This is a genomic window from Vibrio sp. QJM3NY_35, from assembly GCF_057785915.1.
Window position 1 is genome coordinate 73,256 of record NZ_CM173508.1, and the last position, 18,584, is coordinate 91,839.

Below are 18,584 nucleotides of genomic sequence, written 5' to 3' on the forward strand. Positions count from 1 at the left end.
AAAAAGCACATCATGCGATGTGCTTTTCAATTCAATCAGGCTGAAAGTGTAATCTTAACCTTTGTAATTTCTTACTCGCGCCGCTTCTGCTTCACGTTTATCGACAACCGTCTTACCGATTGGCGCCAGCGAGATAACCGCTAGCTTAAGGTGTTGAATCGCGAACGGGATACCAATGATGGTAATGAAACACGCCACAGCTGACATGATGTGACCAATCGCAAGCCAGATCCCCGCAAATAAGAACCAAATAACGTTACCAATCACACCTAGCGGGCTCGTGCCGATGTCCATTTCATTGGTTAGCTCGTCACGCGAAATCGCTTCCTGACCAAATGGGAAGAATGAGAAGTTACCCATCACAAAACATGCTCTGCCCCATGGAATACCAACGATGGTTAGGAATGCGAGCAGTCCGAAGAACCACCAAGCCAGTCCCATAAATACGCCACCGAATAGAAACCAAATAATGTTTCCTATTGTTTTCATTCTGTATTCTCCAAATCTTTGAATGCTGTTTATTTGATATGCCGAGTAAGGCAATGCTTGTTCTATTAGGTTCATTATTGTTGAACCTTTATGAACCGTTTATGAATCACTTACATTTTATGTGATTGATATACACCACGGTTCTCTAAATCTACATAGGGCTAAACCCATTTATTTGATACCATACACTTAGATTTTTAGTACCAAAAAGCTAAACAGACTCAACAACAAATTTAAGGCCGAATTTATGAATAACACTGAGCAACCTAAAAAGAAAATGAAAAACTGGGTGCCAATCGTCTTCTTCGGACTTCTCAGCACGGTTCCAGTGTTCATGTTCTTAGTTGATGTGTACATCAACCAGTATATGTAACAGAGCCGGACATCCTAGCTATATAAATGGATATAAGAACCTTTTCCTGTATCCATTTCAGTTCCAATTAGATCAGTTCTTCTTCAGCCAGCTCTTCCGTGATCAAATCAGCTCTTCGCTAATAAAATCTAGAATGTCTATCAGCTCATGATCAGGCAAATTTAGTAGGTTATCCCCTACATACCATTCAATCTTACATTGGTTTGGCAACTCACTGATCGCTGGGTTTCCTATCCAAATCTTGTGTTTCTTCGCTATGTTATCTCTCACAATAATGCCGTCTTCATAGTTCACAGGTAAATATAGGTGAAGCATGTTGACCTGCGGTTGCTGCGGATTAACAGTGAACTGAGGATAGTCTAATAAGATTTGGTAGATCTGTTTTGTTCGCTCAAACAGTGATGGCATCAACTCTAATCGCTCATCAAACTGCATTGCTGCTGAAACCATATAAGGCGTTCGGTGATAAACATTGCCACCTTGGCGCTTCATCCACGCAGATGCTTTCGCTACAAAGGCTTTATCGCCCAACAATAACGACCCCCCAAGGCCATTGAGACCTTTGTACAGCGAAACATAAGCACTATCGAAGCCCTGAGCAATCTCGCTGTATGACTTTTGGTAATAGGCGCCGCATTCCCACAAACGCGCACCATCCATATGAAGGTGAATTGATTGTTCTTTGCAGTACTGCTTGATCGCTTCAAGCTCATCCCATTCTGGTAATTGGCCGCCGATTTCACGCATGGGTAATTCATATAGAGCGGCTGCAATCTCATCAGGCCACGCCTTTAAGTCATCAACATTCCAAGTGCGAAATACGTTGCCAACGGGAAGTACGTTGAATCGGTTTTGGAGCTGATACCCTTGGCGTTCATGACGCATAATATGACTCGATTCATGCATCGCCACTACTGGGTTTCTTTTCTCTTGGCACGCAATTTCTAATGCTGTTGGTTGATTCATGGTGCCAGTAATCACAAATACAGCCGCTTCATATCCTAGCAGTTCCGCGACTTTGTTTTCGAAGCTCTCGATAAACTCACCATCGCCGTAGCTATCATGGCTCACATTGTGTGCCTCACACCATTCAGCCATCTGAGCGAATGTTTGTGCTGGAGTCGGTTCTAGGTGACCGGAAAGCAACAAATCACATTGTTGACGCAAGTCCATGCTCATAGTTTTTCCTTTATTCATTATCGTTCTATGTAGGGTTATTGGATTATTTACGTTACCCACCAACGGTGACATAAAATGCCCATATTCGCTTTTATTATTCGTGAATAATTAGTTTTACTCAGTCATCGGCGGCTTGTGCCAGAAATACTCAAATTGACGGATGTTTTATATAATTAAGTACCTAAAAACACACGCATCTAAATAGATAAGTATGGGCTAATTCGTTGTTGTTCAACCATTCTTCTATTATTGTATATCTATAATTCCAATAAATATTATTCGTTAATGGACAAAGAGGGCTATATGTCGAAAAATCGAGTCTTGGTGCTATTCGCTCACCCTTCTCAACATCGTTCTGAAGCAAACAAACCCTTATTTGAACAAGCCAAACGCGTTGACGGTGTTACCTGTGTCGATCTCTATGCCGAGTATCCGACATTTAAAATCAACATCGACCGTGAACAGAAACGCCTGTTAGACCATGACATCATCATTTTTCAGTTCCCTTTGTATTGGTACTCAACACCCGCGATTCTTAAAGAGTGGCAAGACCTTGTTCTTGAATACGGCTTCGCCTACGGCGCCGAAGGCAATGAACTACAGGGTAAGAAATTGTTATGTAGCATTACTGCAGGAGGTAAAAAAGATGCCTACCAAAGTGATGGTTACAACCATTTCACGATTCGAGAACTGCTTCACCCAATCGAACAAACCGCTTCTCTGTGCGGGATGAACTATCTCGCGCCCTTTGCGTTATTTGGCTCGCGTACCGCTTTGGAAGAAAACCGCATTCAAGAGCATGTCGATAGCTATAAAGTGCTGTTAGAGGCGTTAGTTGCTGGCAAGATCAATATCAAGAAAGCCAGCAAAGCAGAAAAACTCAACCACTACGTAGAAGAACTAATGGCAGAGGTTAAATAATGACGGGATATTTTCTACAAGCATTTATCTACTTAGTCGCAGCAGTTATTGCCGTGCCTATTGCCAAAAGACTTGGCCTTGGTTCTGTATTGGGTTACCTCATTGCTGGTGTTGTGATTGGCCCAATCATTGGTCTGGTAGGTGAAGAGACCACAACGATCCAACACTTTGCCGAGTTCGGTGTGGTTATGATGCTGTTCTTAGTCGGTCTTGAGCTTGAACCTAAGATGCTTTGGGCAATGAGGAACCGACTTATGGGGCTGGGTGGCCTGCAAGTTGGTGGCACTACCGCGATTGTAATGGGTATTGCTCTGTTCTTTGGGCAGCCTTGGACGATCGCACTGACTATCGGTTTGATCTTCGCACTGTCATCTACCGCGATTGTACTCCAAACCTTTAACGAAAAAGGGCTATCCAAAACAGAAGGCGGAAAGAACGCTTTCTCAGTCCTACTGTTCCAAGATATTGCCGTCATTCCTATGTTGGCATTTATCCCTCTATTAGCCTTGCCAGAATTAATTGAAGCTGCACAAAGCGCGGTTGCTTCGGCTTCTGATCACCATGAAGAGTTAAGCCTCGTCGCTGGCCTACCCGGTTGGGCTTATGGCCTTGTGATCACAGCATCTATTGCGATTGTTGTGGTCGGCGGACACTTCTTGAGTCGTCCACTGTTCCGCTTCGTGGCAAGCTCAGGCCTGCGTGAAATCTTTACTGCAACCGCACTGATGTTGGTGATTGGCATTGCTGCACTGATGAGCCTAGTCGGCCTATCTCCGGCTTTGGGTACCTTCCTTGCGGGTGTGGTTTTAGCGAACAGTGAATTCCGCCACGAACTTGAGTCCAATATCGACCCGTTTAAAGGGCTGCTACTTGGCTTGTTCTTCATCACCGTAGGTGCAGGCATCAACTTTGATGTTCTATTCAACGACTTTGGTTTGATCATTGGCCTAACCCTTGGCGTTATGCTTCTTAAAGCCTTGGTGCTATTTACGTTGGCATTGATATTCAAAATCAAAAACAGTGACCGTTGGCTGTTTACACTGAGCTTGGCGCAAGCCGGTGAGTTTGGTTTTGTACTACTAAGCTTCTCAGCTCAAAACCACGTATTACCTGCTGACATCGTCCAAACATTGTCGCTGGTTGTGGCACTTTCAATGTTCCTAACGCCAGGGCTGTTCATTTTATTTGATAAAGTGATTCTTCCTCGTTACGAACAAAAATCTAACGACCGCGAAGAAGATACCATCGAAGAGAAAGGCACCGTTATCATCGCGGGCATTGGTCGATTCGGTCAAATCGTTAACCGCTTGTTGGTGTCGAACGATGTCAATACGGTGGTTCTGGATCACCAAGCGAACCAAGTAGACTTACTGCGCTCTATCAATATCAAATCTTACTTTGGTGATGCGACACGTCATGACTTATTACATACCGCTGGTATCGAAGAAGCTGCAATGTTGGTTGTGGCTATCGACAACCAAGACTCAAGCGTGGAGTTGGTCAAATACGTTAAGCACTCCTACCCTAACGTAAAAATCTTGGCTCGTGCGTTCGACCGTGGTCATAGTTACCGCTTAAGAGAGGCTGGTGCTGATTTCGTAGAATCAGAAACCTACCACTCAGCACTAGAAATGGGCGCACAAGCACTACGCTCGTTGGGTCATCATCCATTCTTCGTCGAGCAGCAAAAATCGACGTATCAACGCGTTGAGAGTCGTAAGTCTGAAAAGCTTTACCAAGCTTGGTCTGAAGCGGAAGAGAATCCACGCTACGACAACAACTACCGACAAATCTTCATTCACCTTGAGGAAGCAATGAAAGAAGATATGAAGAAAGACCGTTCAGACAAGCACTCTCGCTCTGAACGTGGTTGGACACCTCCACCGAAAGGCTATGCAGATGGCTTTGAGGAAGAAGAGTCTTAAGTAGCATCTAGACTTCAGCTCTAGATAACCATGCAATTCAACCATCAAAAGCGGCTATTTGAGCCGCTTTTTCTTTCATTTAACCCCGACAAAACCTCAAATGAGCATAAAAGTATCAAGTGCTGATACTCGTAATCCGAGAGATTTGTGTGATCTAGCTAAGATTTTTAATTTCTGACCACATAGCAAAAGTGGATTCAATCTTTACATTATTGAAACATTCCACCCCTGCATAAACCACACCATAAACATGGCTATATATGCACTCATTCCTACCATACAAGCACCCACCCAATTCTTAGCGACCACTCTCTAAGGCTTGAATTACATTGCATATATCGAAATACGCCGCAAAAGCCCTAACAGATTCATTCATAAATCAAATAAATAACGCACGACATTCACAAATTCAAACCATCAAAATTAACATAAACATTTCAAAGTATGTCTATCGTTACAATTTGTAACGAATGGCGGTTGTCGGTATAGTCCTGCAATTCAAAAAGTGAGACCTTTGCGCTCACCTTAAAGGAGATATAATAATGATTACTAATGATGCCGTAATTATGGGCATGTTAGCTGTTATTCTTGGCGGTGTATTTATCACGGAAAGTAGCCAAAACAGCGCACTAAAAAAATTCTACTCGTTCGTTCCGGGTCTATTACTCTGTTACTTCGTTCCTTCGCTATTAAACAGCTTTGGCATCATTGATGCTTCAAACTCGAAGCTATACTTTGTGGCAAGCCGCTACCTATTACCAGGTGCATTAGTTCTTCTGATCATTTCAGCAGACCTTCGTAAAATCTTCGGGCTTGGCTCTAAAGCCGTCATCATGTTCTTGACCGGTACTGTCGGCATCATCATTGGTGGCCCACTGGCTATTCTGATTATCGACCAAGTTAACCCTGACCTTGTATCTGGCGACGTATGGCGCGGTCTAACAACGGTAGCTGGTTCTTGGATTGGTGGTGGCGCGAACCAAGCAGCGATGAAAGAAGTGTTCGAGGTTGACGACCAACTGTTCTCAGCAATGATTACCGTTGACGTTATCTGTGCAAATATCTGGATGGCAGTGCTGCTTGTTATGGCAGGCCGCCAGAAGAAGATTGACGCATGGCTGAAAGCAGACACATCATCTATTGATGAGCTAAAAGTGACGGTATCAAAATACCAAGAAGAGAACGCACGCCCTACCACTACAACTGATCTAATGAAGATCACTGCTATCGCATTTGGTCTAACGGGTTTAGCTCACTACTTCAGTGACATGATTGCACCATGGATTTCAACCAACGCACCAGAGCTTGCAAAATACAGCTTAACATCTGGCTTCTTTTGGTTAATTGTCATGGTAACAACGTTCGCGTTGATCGCTTCGTGCTTCAAATCGACACGTAGCCTTGAGCACAGCGGCGCATCAAAAGTAGGTTCGGCATTCATCTACATTCTTGTCGCAACTATCGGTATGCAAATGGATGTGACAGCTATCCTAGACAACCCTGGTTACTTCTTCATTGGTATCACATGGCTAACTATCCATGCCCTTCTGATGATAGCGATGGCGAAACTGATCCGTGCTCCATTGTTCTTTATGGCTGTAGGTAGCCAAGCCAACGTAGGTGGCGCTGCATCAGCTCCTATCGTTGCAGCAGCATTCCACCCAGCATTAGCTCCAGTAGGTATTCTAATGGCTGTACTTGGTTACGCACTCGGTACATACGGCGCTTACATCTGTGGCCTAATCATGCAGGCTGCTGCATTGGGTTAACAACTCATTGCTGTAAAAAATGGGCAACTGAACCTTGATCATATCGCCCATTTTCTTGAGTTCCGAGATGTAAAAAAGGCGACAGTAAAAACTGTCGCCTTTCTAATATCTTGTTACTCAGCTAAAGCTTATTCCCAATCAAGAATTACTTTACCTGACATACCAGAGCGCATCATGTCGAAGCCTTTCTGGAAGTCGTCCACTTTGTAGTGGTGAGTAATGATTGGTGTTAGATCTAGGCCAGACTGGATTAGTGAAGCCATCTTGTACCAAGTTTCGAACATTTTACGAACCAAGGGAAAAAGTAATTTAATTTCAATAACTTGCTATAAAACAACCTCTATTTGGGGCGAATTTGGGGCGATAAATTTAAAACAAAAATCTTAAATGTTAAGCAAAAACCTGACTTACAATGTTGCATTTATGCTGCATAATTAAAACGTTGCTTAACTGAAAAACTCTGTTTTTAACAGTCCTCCCTCTTTCATTACGGTTAAATTTCAACCAAAAACCTTTACGTCTCATAAATAAGTCTGGTAACATAAACGTTACATAATACTGTGCGGTTAGGTGGGGCATTTATGGTAACGGCAATCTCATTAAAAAAAATCAACATCCAGACTGAGATATATCCACATGATGAAATCGCTCGTTACTTGAATCACCTTACTGCACATCCGCATGTTTTAGACTGCCTTATCGCCTGCATAAGCCCAATAAAAGTCGTTCAATACAGAAGAAAACTCTACCCTGTCGAGTACCTCGATGAACTCCTCTGGCTTCGTTCTCATTATCCAGAAACGCAAATAGCCTCTATCACTGTTGAAGTAGTCAATAGCATCGCTGAAGTTAACCAACATATCTATACACGACTCATCCTTAAACACCTGTCTTCCATAAATAATAAAGATCTCTATGGACTCGAACAAAAACGGAAAGAGCAAATCAACAGTGACTACTCTCCCTTCTTAAACCAAAAACAGTGGGCCCAACTAATAAATTGTGAGCGTAGTTTGCTGCGTCGGCATCATAAGCAATTAACTGAATCACCAGAACTATCTCCAGAAGCACATATCGACTCCAGCGATTTCACGTGGCAAAAAGTGACGCGACAAATACCTTCAAATAACACTAACAAATGAACGGAAGATTGCTATGTGGTTTCTACAACAATCTAACGTATTTCCAGTCGATTTAACCCAATCAGGAGTCTATCTAGACTTCCTATCTCCAGAATTTGCAAGCACTCTGCTCATAGAACATAGGCGAATAGGTCTCAATTATTTATGGCAACTGTGCCCTACTCCTGCCAGTATTCGCTTTATCGACTCTTATAAGAGCATTATCTATCGCTGGTTAGATATCCATGTTCAACTTACAAATCACCCTAACCAGTTGCAACAGAATCGACTATACCTATTAAAAAATTGCATTGATGAACTATGCCATTGCATGTCTATTAATAATCAAGATATCAGGACTATTTCATGCAATGCTAAGAGGTCTGAACTAAATACACACCTCACCGACTTCCCACTCTACAGTACACTGCTTTTTATCCACTCCATACCAGATGAAGGGCAAAAGAATACTTGGCTCTGGCTGCTAGCACGCTTGCAACTCTGCATGGAAAATCTGACTTATGAACAATTATTGGACTTTGATAATGCGAGGCGAACATTATCTCAAGAAGATACCTTCATATTAAGTGACATTAAAGAGCTGTCTCAAATTGAACTGTCAAACTTATGCCGCTCATCCCCTGAACTGCGTAGGTTCAGTCACTATTTTATTTCTCCACCTAACCCAACTCGAAAACGGAAACCATACCACCCATATAAAAGTGACAATGAATACAAAGACAACATGACGACAGCGTTGGGTCAATCAATCACTGTTTGTACCCCTGTAGATAGAGATGGCAATGAAAAAAGTGCTTTTTATGAATTAGACGATCCCACATTCAAAGGCTCACCTTCACTAACCCACGATCAAGCAAAAAGACACTATCAATTTCATCGAGTTGGAGTTGAGAACGCTATTGCTCGGAACAACCAAAAACTGCCAATGAGTATGGCAGCACTAACACCGAGCGAATTGCAATGCTGGCTAACTCATCATTGCCCCGAACTTTTTACGAATCAACTCAATCGGCTTACCGAGGAAGATCGTATTTGTTGGTTTCTATTTTTCTTACGGTTATTGTTAGGGAACATCAAATTCAATCCCATATTATTCAATCAAGCCAATAAACTCGGAGACTCACCAGAAGACACCTCTATTACCTATATCCTTGATAAAAAAGGAGACTGTGCATCCTCACTTCGATTATCTACTCGGCGTCTGTTCAAGGGTAAGCAAGCCCCACAGGGAGCCAAACAGTATTACTCAAACCAAACTTATATTGAACTCAAACTTCCTTGGCCTTTAGGTACGCTGTTGAATCTGATATTACGAACATTGCCCGCAAATAAGCGACACAACATCTCACTTGATTCGGCGCTTGCTCGATCTGCTAGTGAACAAAATAAATGGCTCTCAACTTTAATAAAAGAAAGCAAACCAACCTTCCCTTTTAAAGTAACCCCAAATGCTCTATTCCATGCCTTTCAGCACTTTTATGCACAATCATTGCCTTCGGTGTGGAGCGACTACTTGAATCAAAATGGCAGCGTACTCATGCACTATGTGAATGTTGAAACATCCGCGTTTTCATCTTTGCTTAATCGGCATTGGTTTCATTTTATAACGCTTGTTGGCGTACCTAATGAGCTTGGATGGTCTTCACAAACAGACAGTGGTTCGACTCTCAATGACACCTTTCATCAGCAGCTCGGCAGTGCGATTACTCTCAGAGATACGCTTTTTCGAGACTTATTTGAAGCATTACTCTCACCAATAGAAAGCCAAGATAGACAAATCTCTGACACTGACTGCTCACAACGGATTGGATTGTACTTGCATATTCGTACTGCGGTTGAGCTTGCACTGCGCCCCGTAAAAGCCCCTTATCCCCTCGATAAAAACTGCGCCTGGAGTGCGGGCATCATGGTAGTGCAAGATAAACGAGTACACCATAATGAAGAAAGGAGACTACTTATATTATCTGAAGAGTTATCAGGATTGCTGCAAGACTATCAGAAATTTTCTCAAAATCTCAGGCCTCATTATTGCCCTTCTCACGCCCCCTGTTTGTCTGTGCTGATTGATGACCAGTTGCAAGCGATGTCTCCTCAAGTCATTAGTCGATTAAGTGAGAGATACCTCGCACCAATTGACCCTGGTAGCTTTCGTCACTTATGCGCACATCAAATTATCCAAATGGCATTAGAGCCCCATGGCGATTTTCAACAGAGCGAACTCAATCAGAAAATGAATCACTACAAGCGTGGGCAGAATACTTTAGGCGAATTCTCATTGTGCTCGATAAGTACTTCGGTAGAAGTACAACGGCGAATGCAAAAGAAAGTCAAGCATTACAATGCAGCTAACCATACTCATGGTTTCTGGGCATCAGTAGAAAAATGGGATGTCATTATCACGAACAAAATGCGGCAATATAAACCTAAGGGGGGCGGATGTTAGGTAGTCTAGAAGAGTGGATTTTCAAAATTGACACAGCACTGCCTGATACGGAGCCTTCCGAGCTTAGAAATGCACTCATTATCGTCATTCATCGAGCTTATAAATTGGAATCTCGCCTATTTTACAATAATGTCGATTTACCGAAACACATTCTTAAAAAACTAGCAAAACTGCTCACGGCGCAAGCGGAAACTGCACATGAACTGCGCGCCACTAGCCATGTACTTATCACTTTGTATAAGGCTCACCAGCAGCTAAATCCAAATCTATTCAGCCCTACGGTTTCCCTGCCACTTCGAGATGAGAAACCTCTATTTAATGACACCACTCCCCCTATAAGGGTTATCGAGGCATTAAAGGATTGTCTTTTCAACCATCACCCTACATCGAAGGTGTCAACTGTACCACTTGTCAATATAGAGAGCGCAAGTCTAGGGCATGCGATTTTAACCGTAGCCTATCGCTGTGAATTGAAAACAATGCAGGAGTTAGAGGCGCTCATTATGCTACCGAACGAAGCATGGCAAACAATTATTGGTACTTACCCTATTGTCAGTACATTACTCCCCAATTCAAATCGACGAATCTACGCAGTAGAAGAGGCGATTCTCGCATTAAGACGCGTACAATTGACCATGAACGCACTGCCTTGTTCACGTCAAAAAATACGGCTTAAGGAGAGCTTAATAGACTGGAAAACATTCGCTAAATTCCAGTACCCACAGCACATCGCAACACTTATCGAGGCACTACCCATCGATGCGATGGTACAGAATTTGTCGATACTAGACCGTTCTGAAGGGATAAGTCATTTATGGCAAAATCATCACCCATTAAAACCGCATACCTTCGTAAGAACATTTGCAGGAACGGTAGTTGAGAACCCAGAGCCAAGTAGACCATCACCTAAAGTTTTGCCTACCAGTAGCATTGTTTGGAATAACACTCTCACCAGCGAAGATAAATCAAGGTCGAAAAATACTCATCGACAACTTAGGGAAGCACTTGAACAATTTAAAACTCAATCCCCAACTCAAGATCGGAGAAGTGCCGCTGCCAAGTACTGTAAGTCTTCACTAATATGCCTACAGAATGAAAGGCACCATTGGACAATTGCACTACCCGTTCACTGGATAACGAGCCTTTTTCTATATGGATCACCTTGGAAGCCCACACTTGCTGTTGACTCACTGCTCACCTATCAATCGGCCATTAGTGTTTTTATTAAGCTTGCAGGATTTGAGGATGGGGTGTTAGATCTGCCACTGCATGAGCTTGAAGCGCGATGCCAATATGGGCTTGATGCATTAAAAAACAACGATAGACAACGTACCGTTATTCGATTCCTAACGTACTGTAGACAATTCGATGACTTTCCTAGGATTGAGGTCGACGCTTTAGAGCTCTCTCATCATGAACAACTAACCCGCGTACATTATATTCCGCCAGCCATGTTTGATGCTTTATGTCGTCGTTATTACCCACCTCATGCCCATAGCCCTCTTCCGATTGTCGTATTTATGCAGCTTTGTTACTACGCAGGGTTAAGAGAAGATGAAGCGCTTTCATTACAAATAATGGACATCGATTTCAATACCGGATTGCTTTATGTTACTGATGCTAAAAAACGAAAGTCAAAAAACGCGCACCGGAAGATCCCATTGGCGCTGATTCCAAATCATGCACTTAAAAGTATCAGCACTTTAATAAACGAGCGTCGTATCATTTTAAGGTCAACACAGGACGAAGATAATACGCTTTTTGATTCATCTTTGTATGCTAATCAAGAGAAGATATTTATCGAGTACCTAAGAGATGAACTCAAAGATCCTGATTTGGTCACACATTCCTTACGACACTGTACTGCAAACAATTGGACCTATTTATTGTCGGTCATAGCCTTTAAACCTCCCATTGAACCGAAATTACACTTCAATCAACACGTTCTTTTTTCCAGTGAACAGAGAGAAAAAATCAAACAGTCATTCAAAATATGTGGTCAGAGGTTAACACCGTATTTTCCTATACTCAGTTGGGTGAGTAGCCAACTCGGTCATGCGTCGCCTTCAATAACGATTGGAAGCTACCTTCATTTATTAGACTGGGTCTCTATCGTAATTAACGCAAAGCCGCGTCCTGTCACCAAAGCAGCCCTTCGCTATTGGACATCAGACTCAAATTATGGCTTCGAGCGTCAAAAACAGCTATTTCAATCGGAAAACGACAGAAGCCTAACTGGTATTGTTCATCTAGACTCTCTACGCCATTGGGTCAAACACCATTGGGGTGTGAGTACTTATTACGATATTTCGACAACGTTCGTCGACAATGCCCCCCGTATTAGTAGTAATCTCCCATTTTCCGTTTACACGACTGAGCTCGTAAAACTGCATCATCACGCTGACGATAAAGACTGCAACAGTACTTTAATTGCATGGTTACAATCCACTCAGTGCGCTCCTAACGTATTCATCCCCAAAGCTAACGAAGCCAGTGCGTGGTTGACATTATCGTTGCACCTAGACACATGGCACACCAAGCCTCTCAAAAACTTAAACAGAATGAGAAACCGATGCGAAAAATTTCTTCGGTTGCTCAGCCAAAAACGAGACATTACCCAGTATAGAGAGTTACACAACGCTTTGACCATTTACCAATCACTCAACCTGCAACCAATTGCCATCAAGTTGGTCGGGGACGCTCATTCCACATCAATAGATCAGTGGCAAAAGCTAATACAAAAATTTGGTTCGCCTATTTTTGAAATTGAAGTCAGTGGGCAACTCACTGCTGCATTGCGTCCTTATCGGCTTAGGTGGCCATTATGGATTCATATTGAACTAATTATCAAACAAATCATTGATTACTTTGATTTTCTCATTTTTGTAAAGGATAAAGGGTACTAATGGAATGTCGCAACAGTCTCGTGTTAGAAGTAGGCGGTAGAATTAAATTATTAGAGTTCATGGTCAGAGCCATTATTGGGACTGACTCCACCCACGTTTATTTTGGTGTATATATTGATGTCCAAAAACAAGTTCTTGAAATCAGCACTCACTTATCCGTTCGCTCAGGTCTCTATGCGACTTATCGGTGGCCAATCGTACAATCTACTCTTCTCAAAAACCGCTATTTAGAGGTGCCCGCTCGGGGGTTCGTTTCAATACTTAGTAAGGTAGGCGTTAATGAACCTGTATGGCTGGGACTGCCAGATGAAAATAAAATCTATATTGCAACCTACCAAGAAACTCACCCATCACAAATATCACTTTTTGAGCCACCAGCATATACTCCTAAGATCACGAATAGAACGGGTCCACGTTACAGTATTCAATCTATCGAGCATCGAAAACTCAATGAATATGATTTTCTATTTAATGGCAATGAGTGCTCGTTTAAAGTCGATGCAGCGACGCTCTGCAAAGAGCTCAAATTGATTGAGCTATTGGCTAAAGAAGGAGGCGACATCAAACCGGATAACAACAAATTTAAAAGCTGCGAGCTAATTCTAGAGCCTAAAATAAATGAGTCACATAATTACATCAGTTTGTATTCACGGAAATCTCAATGGTTTGCCAGCCAAGAGCTTGATATACAATGCGATACACAAAATTTCGCCTATAATAACCGACTGGCACACATCAACATATCTGCCCTTAGCAAATTAACGGGTCTGCTAAGTCAGGTTTCAGGCTCAGTTCGGGTTGATATTTGTCAGTCCCACTTATCTTTGTCTAGAGGTCAATGGCAATGTGCTTTTAGACAAACTCAACCCACCTGGGATGGAGCAAGCGTTGCCGAACAATTCCGTTCACTGGACAATGAGTATTTCAACTCATTTAGTACGCACACATTGAAAGAAACCCTGGTAAACCTCAATGTTGCCAACGATGAAAAAAAAGCTCGGTTACATATAGATCAGCACTTTCAATCAGATCTCACGACTCTTAGTCTCTCGCAGGATAATGTACATTCATCTATTGATTACCCAATGCCGATTCCACCCAACACGTTAGCAACACCTATATCTTTGAGCTTATGGTCTTTGGTTTCTGTCTTAAACTATTCTGACGGCGAACTACTCTGGGGCTTTGACATTGACAAAAATCGCGTCATTTTTACAAATAATGAACGTAGAAAGCACTTTGTCTTACTACTAAAAGAAGAATAATGTGTTGATGACACCCGTAACAACGAGCCACTGCGATAACTTTCACTTCTATATTGATGTAAAGTAAGCGCATCATAAAACCCGCATTCTAATCTTTCAGCACGAAAACTAAGATCAACTATCCAACCCAAAGGAGATTTGAAATAGCAAAACGACGCGCTGACCTAGAATGGCAAACACTGTTTGAGCAATATGAAAGCAGCAGTGCGGAGTTTATCCACGTTCTTTGCCAAACGGCGTCAACTCCAATCGAGTAGGAGCAGGCCTCGCGGCCTCCGTTCTCTCACACCACCGTACAAGCGTGGGTCGCATACGGCGGTTCCAAGGTATACCAACATTCGTTGGCTTAGATGAACTGCCTAACTTCAACGCCACTGTGTCTTGCCTCTCTTCGTTAGTTGCAGATCCGTTTCCGACTTCTCCACCTATTCCTAACGTAGCTGTAGGGTTTCTACTCTTTACTGAGACTCCGCACACACTGAGAATTTGTTACCCGTTTATCTAAAACCTTGGTTCAGGCCTTCAGAAGTGGTTCATTGGACTTACAGCCTCGATGTCTTTGTCCGTAAGCGTGTCATGAACCCCGCATTCTAATCTTTCAGCATGAAGAATAAGATCAACTCTCCAACCCAAAGGAGAGTTGAAATGGCAAAACGACGCACCAACCTAGAATGGCAAACACTGTTTGAACAATATGAAAGCAGCAATATTACCCAGCGCGCTTTTTGCGAACAACATGGACTGAGTTTATCCACGTTCTTTACCAAGCGGCGTCAACTCCAAACAGCAACCAATCGGAATCTGTCGGATTTGTTAAAGCTGAAATCGTTGAAAAGACAACCAAGTATCAGGCGCAGATAGCCACGGCGAACATGACACTTACCATCAATGATGTGGAACTGAGCATTCCTCAAGGTACGCCAGCCACCTATCTTGCTGAACTCATTGGAGCATTGTCATGAAAGGCATGCTCAGCCCGCCAGACATTTACCTTTATCGTGAAAGCGTCGATTTTAGAAAATCCATTAATGGTCTTGCCGCGATTATCGAAAATGACACGGACTTGCCTCTTGGCAGCGGTGCGCTGTTCCTATTTACCAATAAACAGCGCGATAAGATTAAGGTGCTGTACTGGGATAAAACAGGCTTCGCCCTCTGGTACAAACGCCTTGAAAAAGCCAAGTATAAGTGGCCTTCAAAAGAGAACAATCAGGTGTTTACCCTGACACAATTTGAGCTTGATAGACTGCTTTCAGGCTTCACAGCTATCGGCCATGAACCCGTGAAAATAAACTATTTTACAATGAGTCAATCGAGAATAAAGCCTTATTAACCAAGCGTTAACGGCGCGATTTCAGTATAATCAATGCCATGAAAAAGACGCCAAATATCAACCCAGAAAGCCAAAATATTGCCGAGCTACAAGCGATGGTAGCCGCTCTGATGTCGGAGAAAAATGAGTGGAAACAAGAGCGCCAGTTCGCGAAACGCTCGGAGGCATTAAAGCCTTACGATGAATCCCAAAGTGATCTCTTCAACGAAGCGGAATGTGAAGCCGCTAAGGAAGAAGAAGTTGAAGTCACGACGATCACCACAACGAAAAATGTAAACCTCTGCCTAAGACCTTACCTCGTGAGGTTATCGAACTCGATTTAGACGACCATGAAAAGCCGTTCGCTTGCTGCAATCATAACCTGCATAAAATCGGTGAAGACCGTAGCGAGAAGCTTGAGTTCACGCCTGCGGTACTCAAGGTGTTGGAATATGTTCGCCCTAAGTACGCTTGCCGCCAGTGCGAGAAAACAAGCGACAGCAGCCGTATCGTTCAGAAACCATCCCCTCAGAGCCTTATTCCTAAAAGCTTCGCCACAGAAAGCTTGTTGGCCAGCATCACTCTTGGTAAGTACCAATACGCAATGCCACTTTATCGCCAAGAATCGCTGCTTACCCAGTCGGGTATCGATCTCTCACGCACTACGATGGCAAGGTGGGTCATCCAAGTCAGCGAGAAGTTCGCCCCGCTGTATGCCGCCTTGAAGGAGCACCTACTTCAACAAGTGGTGGTTCAGGCGGATGAAACGCCGCTCAATGTGCTCAAAGAAGAGAAGCAGTGTTATATGTGGCTCTACTGCTCAGGCGCTGACTCGCCCGAAGCGGCACTGCCTAATGTGAAAAATATCGCCTTGTACGACTACCAAAACAGTCGCGCGAGGGCGTGTCCCGTGGACTGTTTAGGTGACTACAACGGTTATCTACAAACCGATGGCTACGCAGCTTATGATGGACTTCATAAAGTCACCAATGTGGGGTGCTTAGCGCATGCTCGTCGCAAGTTCATGGACGCGAAGAAACTTCAAGGTAAAGGTAAGGCTGATAAGGCGCTGGCTAAAACCCAAAAACTCTGCGGGATAGAATCACGCTTAAAAGGTGCGCCTGCCGAAGAGCGAAAAGCAGAGCGTCAAGCGCTTGCCAAGCCGATACTGGATGATCTTTACCAATGGATGACAACCCAGAAGGTGATAGGCTCTAGCCCACTAGGCAAAGCGATAAAGTACACACTCGGGCAATGGCCTAAACTCATTCGTTATATCGACGATGGTCACTTATCTATCGATAATAATCGCGCTGAACGCGCAATTAAACCACTGGTCATTGGCAGGAAAAATTGGCTGTTCTCTAACACTCCAAACGTTGCTGATGCGAGCGCGATGCTTTATAGCATCAGCAACGTTTGGCTCTTATTTTTCTGCTAGATCACTCTCATCGACACGCTCCAGTAACTCCCCCACCGTACAATTTAAGTACTTACAAAGAATATCTAAAGTATCGAAATCAATCCGATTGTTCGTTTCATGGTAAAGGCGAGTAATAGTATTTCTGTTGATTCCAGACGCTCGTACTACATCAGATACTTTTAATTTTTTCGACCCCATAATGGTCGATAAATGGCACTTAATCATAGGGATATCTTCGCTGAATTATCTTTTCATTATACGCAAAATTTCTATCCGAAATCTATTCCTTCAATTTAACCTACCTTTATAGCCATAAAATAACACCCTAGAGAATCAAAAAGAACCTTGACAGCAAATAATCGAGGACTATTATGTACCTCAAGAGGGTTAATAATGACCTTTGGGTGCTAATTTAATTGAGGGGTAGACCAGTGAAGACACTCAATCAATACCAACGTAATGCCGTAATGTACTTACTCGAACAGCAAGAGACCTTTGCCCGCTCTGTCAGTTTCACACCAGTATTCAACATGGGAGTAACTGAGGAGCAAGTTCGCCTACTTGACTATGTATCAAAGGTGCTGTGTAAAGCTCCTTTTTTGACGATTGATGAACTGCTGCACAGTGGCATGAACACAACGAAATTCAATAAGACCATTGGTTGTCTAGACGAGTTCAAGAATTCACTAGGACTCTCAGAATATGGTTTTTCTGACTGGCTAGCTGCTCATGGCGTATGCTATTCACCTGGGCAACAAATCACTATTCCTTACATGATCTACCAGATGTTTTTTGAAGAGATCGAAAAGCAATATAGTAATGGCAACACTCTTATTAACGGTCTTACGGTTGAGCTATCAACCGGTTCTCATTACCCCTCAGTGTCATTATTTAAAACTTCTGATGCCCTGCTCCCAACGACCGACCAAAAAGCACTTCACCTAGCCGGGTTACTACTAACAGATCACTACTTTATCGACAATATCGATGTTGGAAGGTCTTGTCTCACGCTGATCAATAAAGTCGATGGTAGCTATAACCACGTTGAAGTTCGTTGCCTCTCTTCTCATCTATCCCAGTCAACAAGTGGCGGTATTTGCGTCCACGATGATATTCAATTGGGTACTCAATCATGCTCGGACTATTTGATGTATCCACTTTCTAAATTAATTGACAAGCACCACCGTAATTACGCTAAGGCAAGTGAAACAAACCCACAAGGTTATTGTGGCTCAGTTCACTATGTTGAATCCGATAGCATCTTTCCGAACAAATAAATCGGAGGCTTTTATGAACAACACACAAGTAGCCATCATAACGCTTAACAAAGCTGCGGGGCTTATTGGTCTCTCTCCGAAGACATTACGCAACCGAATTCACGAAGGTGTCTATCCATCTACGGTTTTCAAGAAAGTGAATGGCACATGGATGGCCGAT

The 18,584-nt window shown here is 43.1% G+C and carries 13 protein-coding genes and 4 pseudogenes; 13 read left to right on the forward strand and 4 right to left on the reverse strand.

Annotation, left to right across the window (positions count from 1 at the left end; genetic code table 11):
- Nucleotides 1–54: 54 nt before the first annotated feature.
- A complete protein-coding gene (locus AC3CH3_RS15795; protein WP_004730224.1) occupies nt 55–489 on the reverse strand; it encodes a YccF domain-containing protein in 435 nt (144 codons plus the stop codon).
- 247 nt (nt 490–736) lie between these two features.
- Here AC3CH3_RS15795 and AC3CH3_RS15800 point away from each other — a divergent pair, with 247 nt between their 5' ends.
- Complete coding sequence (locus AC3CH3_RS15800) at nt 737–862, forward strand: hypothetical protein (protein ID WP_017060906.1); 126 nt, start codon at nt 737–739, stop codon at nt 860–862.
- A 102-nt stretch (nt 863–964) separates the two neighbouring features.
- On the opposite strand, the gene AC3CH3_RS15805 is transcribed toward AC3CH3_RS15800, so the two are convergent.
- Entirely contained in the window at nt 965–2,041 is a 1,077-nt protein-coding gene (locus AC3CH3_RS15805; protein ID WP_488538640.1) for a threonine aldolase family protein, read from the reverse strand.
- Nucleotides 2,042–2,344: 303 nt separating this feature from the next.
- Between AC3CH3_RS15805 and AC3CH3_RS15810 the strand changes: the two genes are divergently transcribed.
- The 3 genes from AC3CH3_RS15810 to AC3CH3_RS15820 all read left to right on the forward strand — a co-directional run bounded on the left by AC3CH3_RS15810 (nt 2,345) and on the right by AC3CH3_RS15820 (nt 6,656).
- Entirely contained in the window at nt 2,345–2,962 is a 618-nt protein-coding gene (locus AC3CH3_RS15810; RefSeq protein ID WP_017069427.1) for an NAD(P)H-dependent oxidoreductase, read from the forward strand.
- Entirely contained in the window at nt 2,962–4,887 is a 1,926-nt protein-coding gene (locus tag AC3CH3_RS15815; RefSeq protein ID WP_019825753.1) for a monovalent cation:proton antiporter-2 (CPA2) family protein, read from the forward strand. The genes AC3CH3_RS15810 and AC3CH3_RS15815 overlap by 1 nt, the downstream gene beginning before the upstream one ends.
- Before the next feature lie 542 nt (nt 4,888–5,429).
- Nucleotides 5,430–6,656: a DUF819 family protein gene (locus AC3CH3_RS15820; protein ID WP_488538641.1), complete on the forward strand. Its 1,227-nt coding sequence runs from the start codon at nt 5,430–5,432 to the stop codon at nt 6,654–6,656.
- 128 nt (nt 6,657–6,784) lie between these two features.
- On the opposite strand, the pseudogene tdh reads toward AC3CH3_RS15820, so the two are convergent.
- A pseudogene (gene tdh / locus AC3CH3_RS15825) lies at nt 6,785–6,946 on the reverse strand (L-threonine 3-dehydrogenase); the annotation flags it as partial.
- A gap of 291 nt (nt 6,947–7,237) precedes the next feature.
- Between tdh and AC3CH3_RS15830 the strand changes: the two are divergent.
- The 8 genes and pseudogenes from AC3CH3_RS15830 to tnpC form a co-directional block, all read left to right on the forward strand.
- Nucleotides 7,238–7,798 carry a hypothetical protein gene (locus AC3CH3_RS15830; protein WP_488538642.1) on the forward strand — a complete coding sequence of 187 codons (561 nt, stop codon included), beginning with the start codon at nt 7,238–7,240 and terminating at the stop codon, nt 7,796–7,798.
- Nucleotides 7,799–7,811: 13 nt separating this feature from the next.
- Nucleotides 7,812–10,241, forward strand: coding sequence for a hypothetical protein (locus AC3CH3_RS15835; protein WP_488538643.1), 2,430 nt, complete (start codon nt 7,812–7,814; stop codon nt 10,239–10,241).
- Entirely contained in the window at nt 10,235–13,147 is a 2,913-nt protein-coding gene (locus AC3CH3_RS15840; protein ID WP_488538644.1) for a tyrosine-type recombinase/integrase, read from the forward strand. Before AC3CH3_RS15835 ends, AC3CH3_RS15840 begins: the two co-directional genes overlap by 7 nt.
- Nucleotides 13,147–14,412 (forward strand): hypothetical protein, encoded by a 1,266-nt coding sequence (locus AC3CH3_RS15845; protein ID WP_488538645.1) that lies wholly within the window; start codon nt 13,147–13,149, stop codon nt 14,410–14,412. The genes AC3CH3_RS15840 and AC3CH3_RS15845 overlap by 1 nt, the downstream gene beginning before the upstream one ends.
- Before the next feature lie 143 nt (nt 14,413–14,555).
- Nucleotides 14,556–14,664 (forward strand): annotated as a pseudogene (locus AC3CH3_RS15850) (IS66 family insertion sequence element accessory protein TnpA); the annotation flags it as partial.
- Nucleotides 14,665–15,057: 393 nt separating this feature from the next.
- A pseudogene (tnpA, locus tag AC3CH3_RS15855) lies at nt 15,058–15,374 on the forward strand (IS66 family insertion sequence element accessory protein TnpA).
- Nucleotides 15,371–15,745 (forward strand): IS66 family insertion sequence element accessory protein TnpB, encoded by a 375-nt coding sequence (gene tnpB / locus AC3CH3_RS15860; protein ID WP_261839822.1) that lies wholly within the window; start codon nt 15,371–15,373, stop codon nt 15,743–15,745. The pseudogene tnpA and the gene tnpB overlap by 4 nt, the downstream one beginning before the upstream one ends.
- A 38-nt stretch (nt 15,746–15,783) precedes the next feature.
- A pseudogene (gene tnpC, locus AC3CH3_RS15865) lies at nt 15,784–17,135 on the forward strand (IS66 family transposase); the annotation flags it as partial.
- 15 nt (nt 17,136–17,150) lie between these two features.
- Here tnpC and AC3CH3_RS15870 read toward each other — a convergent pair.
- Nucleotides 17,151–17,372, reverse strand: a complete 222-nt coding sequence (locus AC3CH3_RS15870; protein ID WP_261839821.1) for a helix-turn-helix domain-containing protein — start codon at nt 17,370–17,372, stop codon at nt 17,151–17,153.
- Between the two features lie 206 nt (nt 17,373–17,578).
- Between AC3CH3_RS15870 and AC3CH3_RS15875 the strand changes: the two genes are divergently transcribed.
- Complete coding sequence (locus tag AC3CH3_RS15875) at nt 17,579–18,424, forward strand: hypothetical protein (protein WP_261839820.1); 846 nt, start codon at nt 17,579–17,581, stop codon at nt 18,422–18,424.
- The last annotated feature ends 160 nt before the right edge of the window (nt 18,425–18,584 follow it).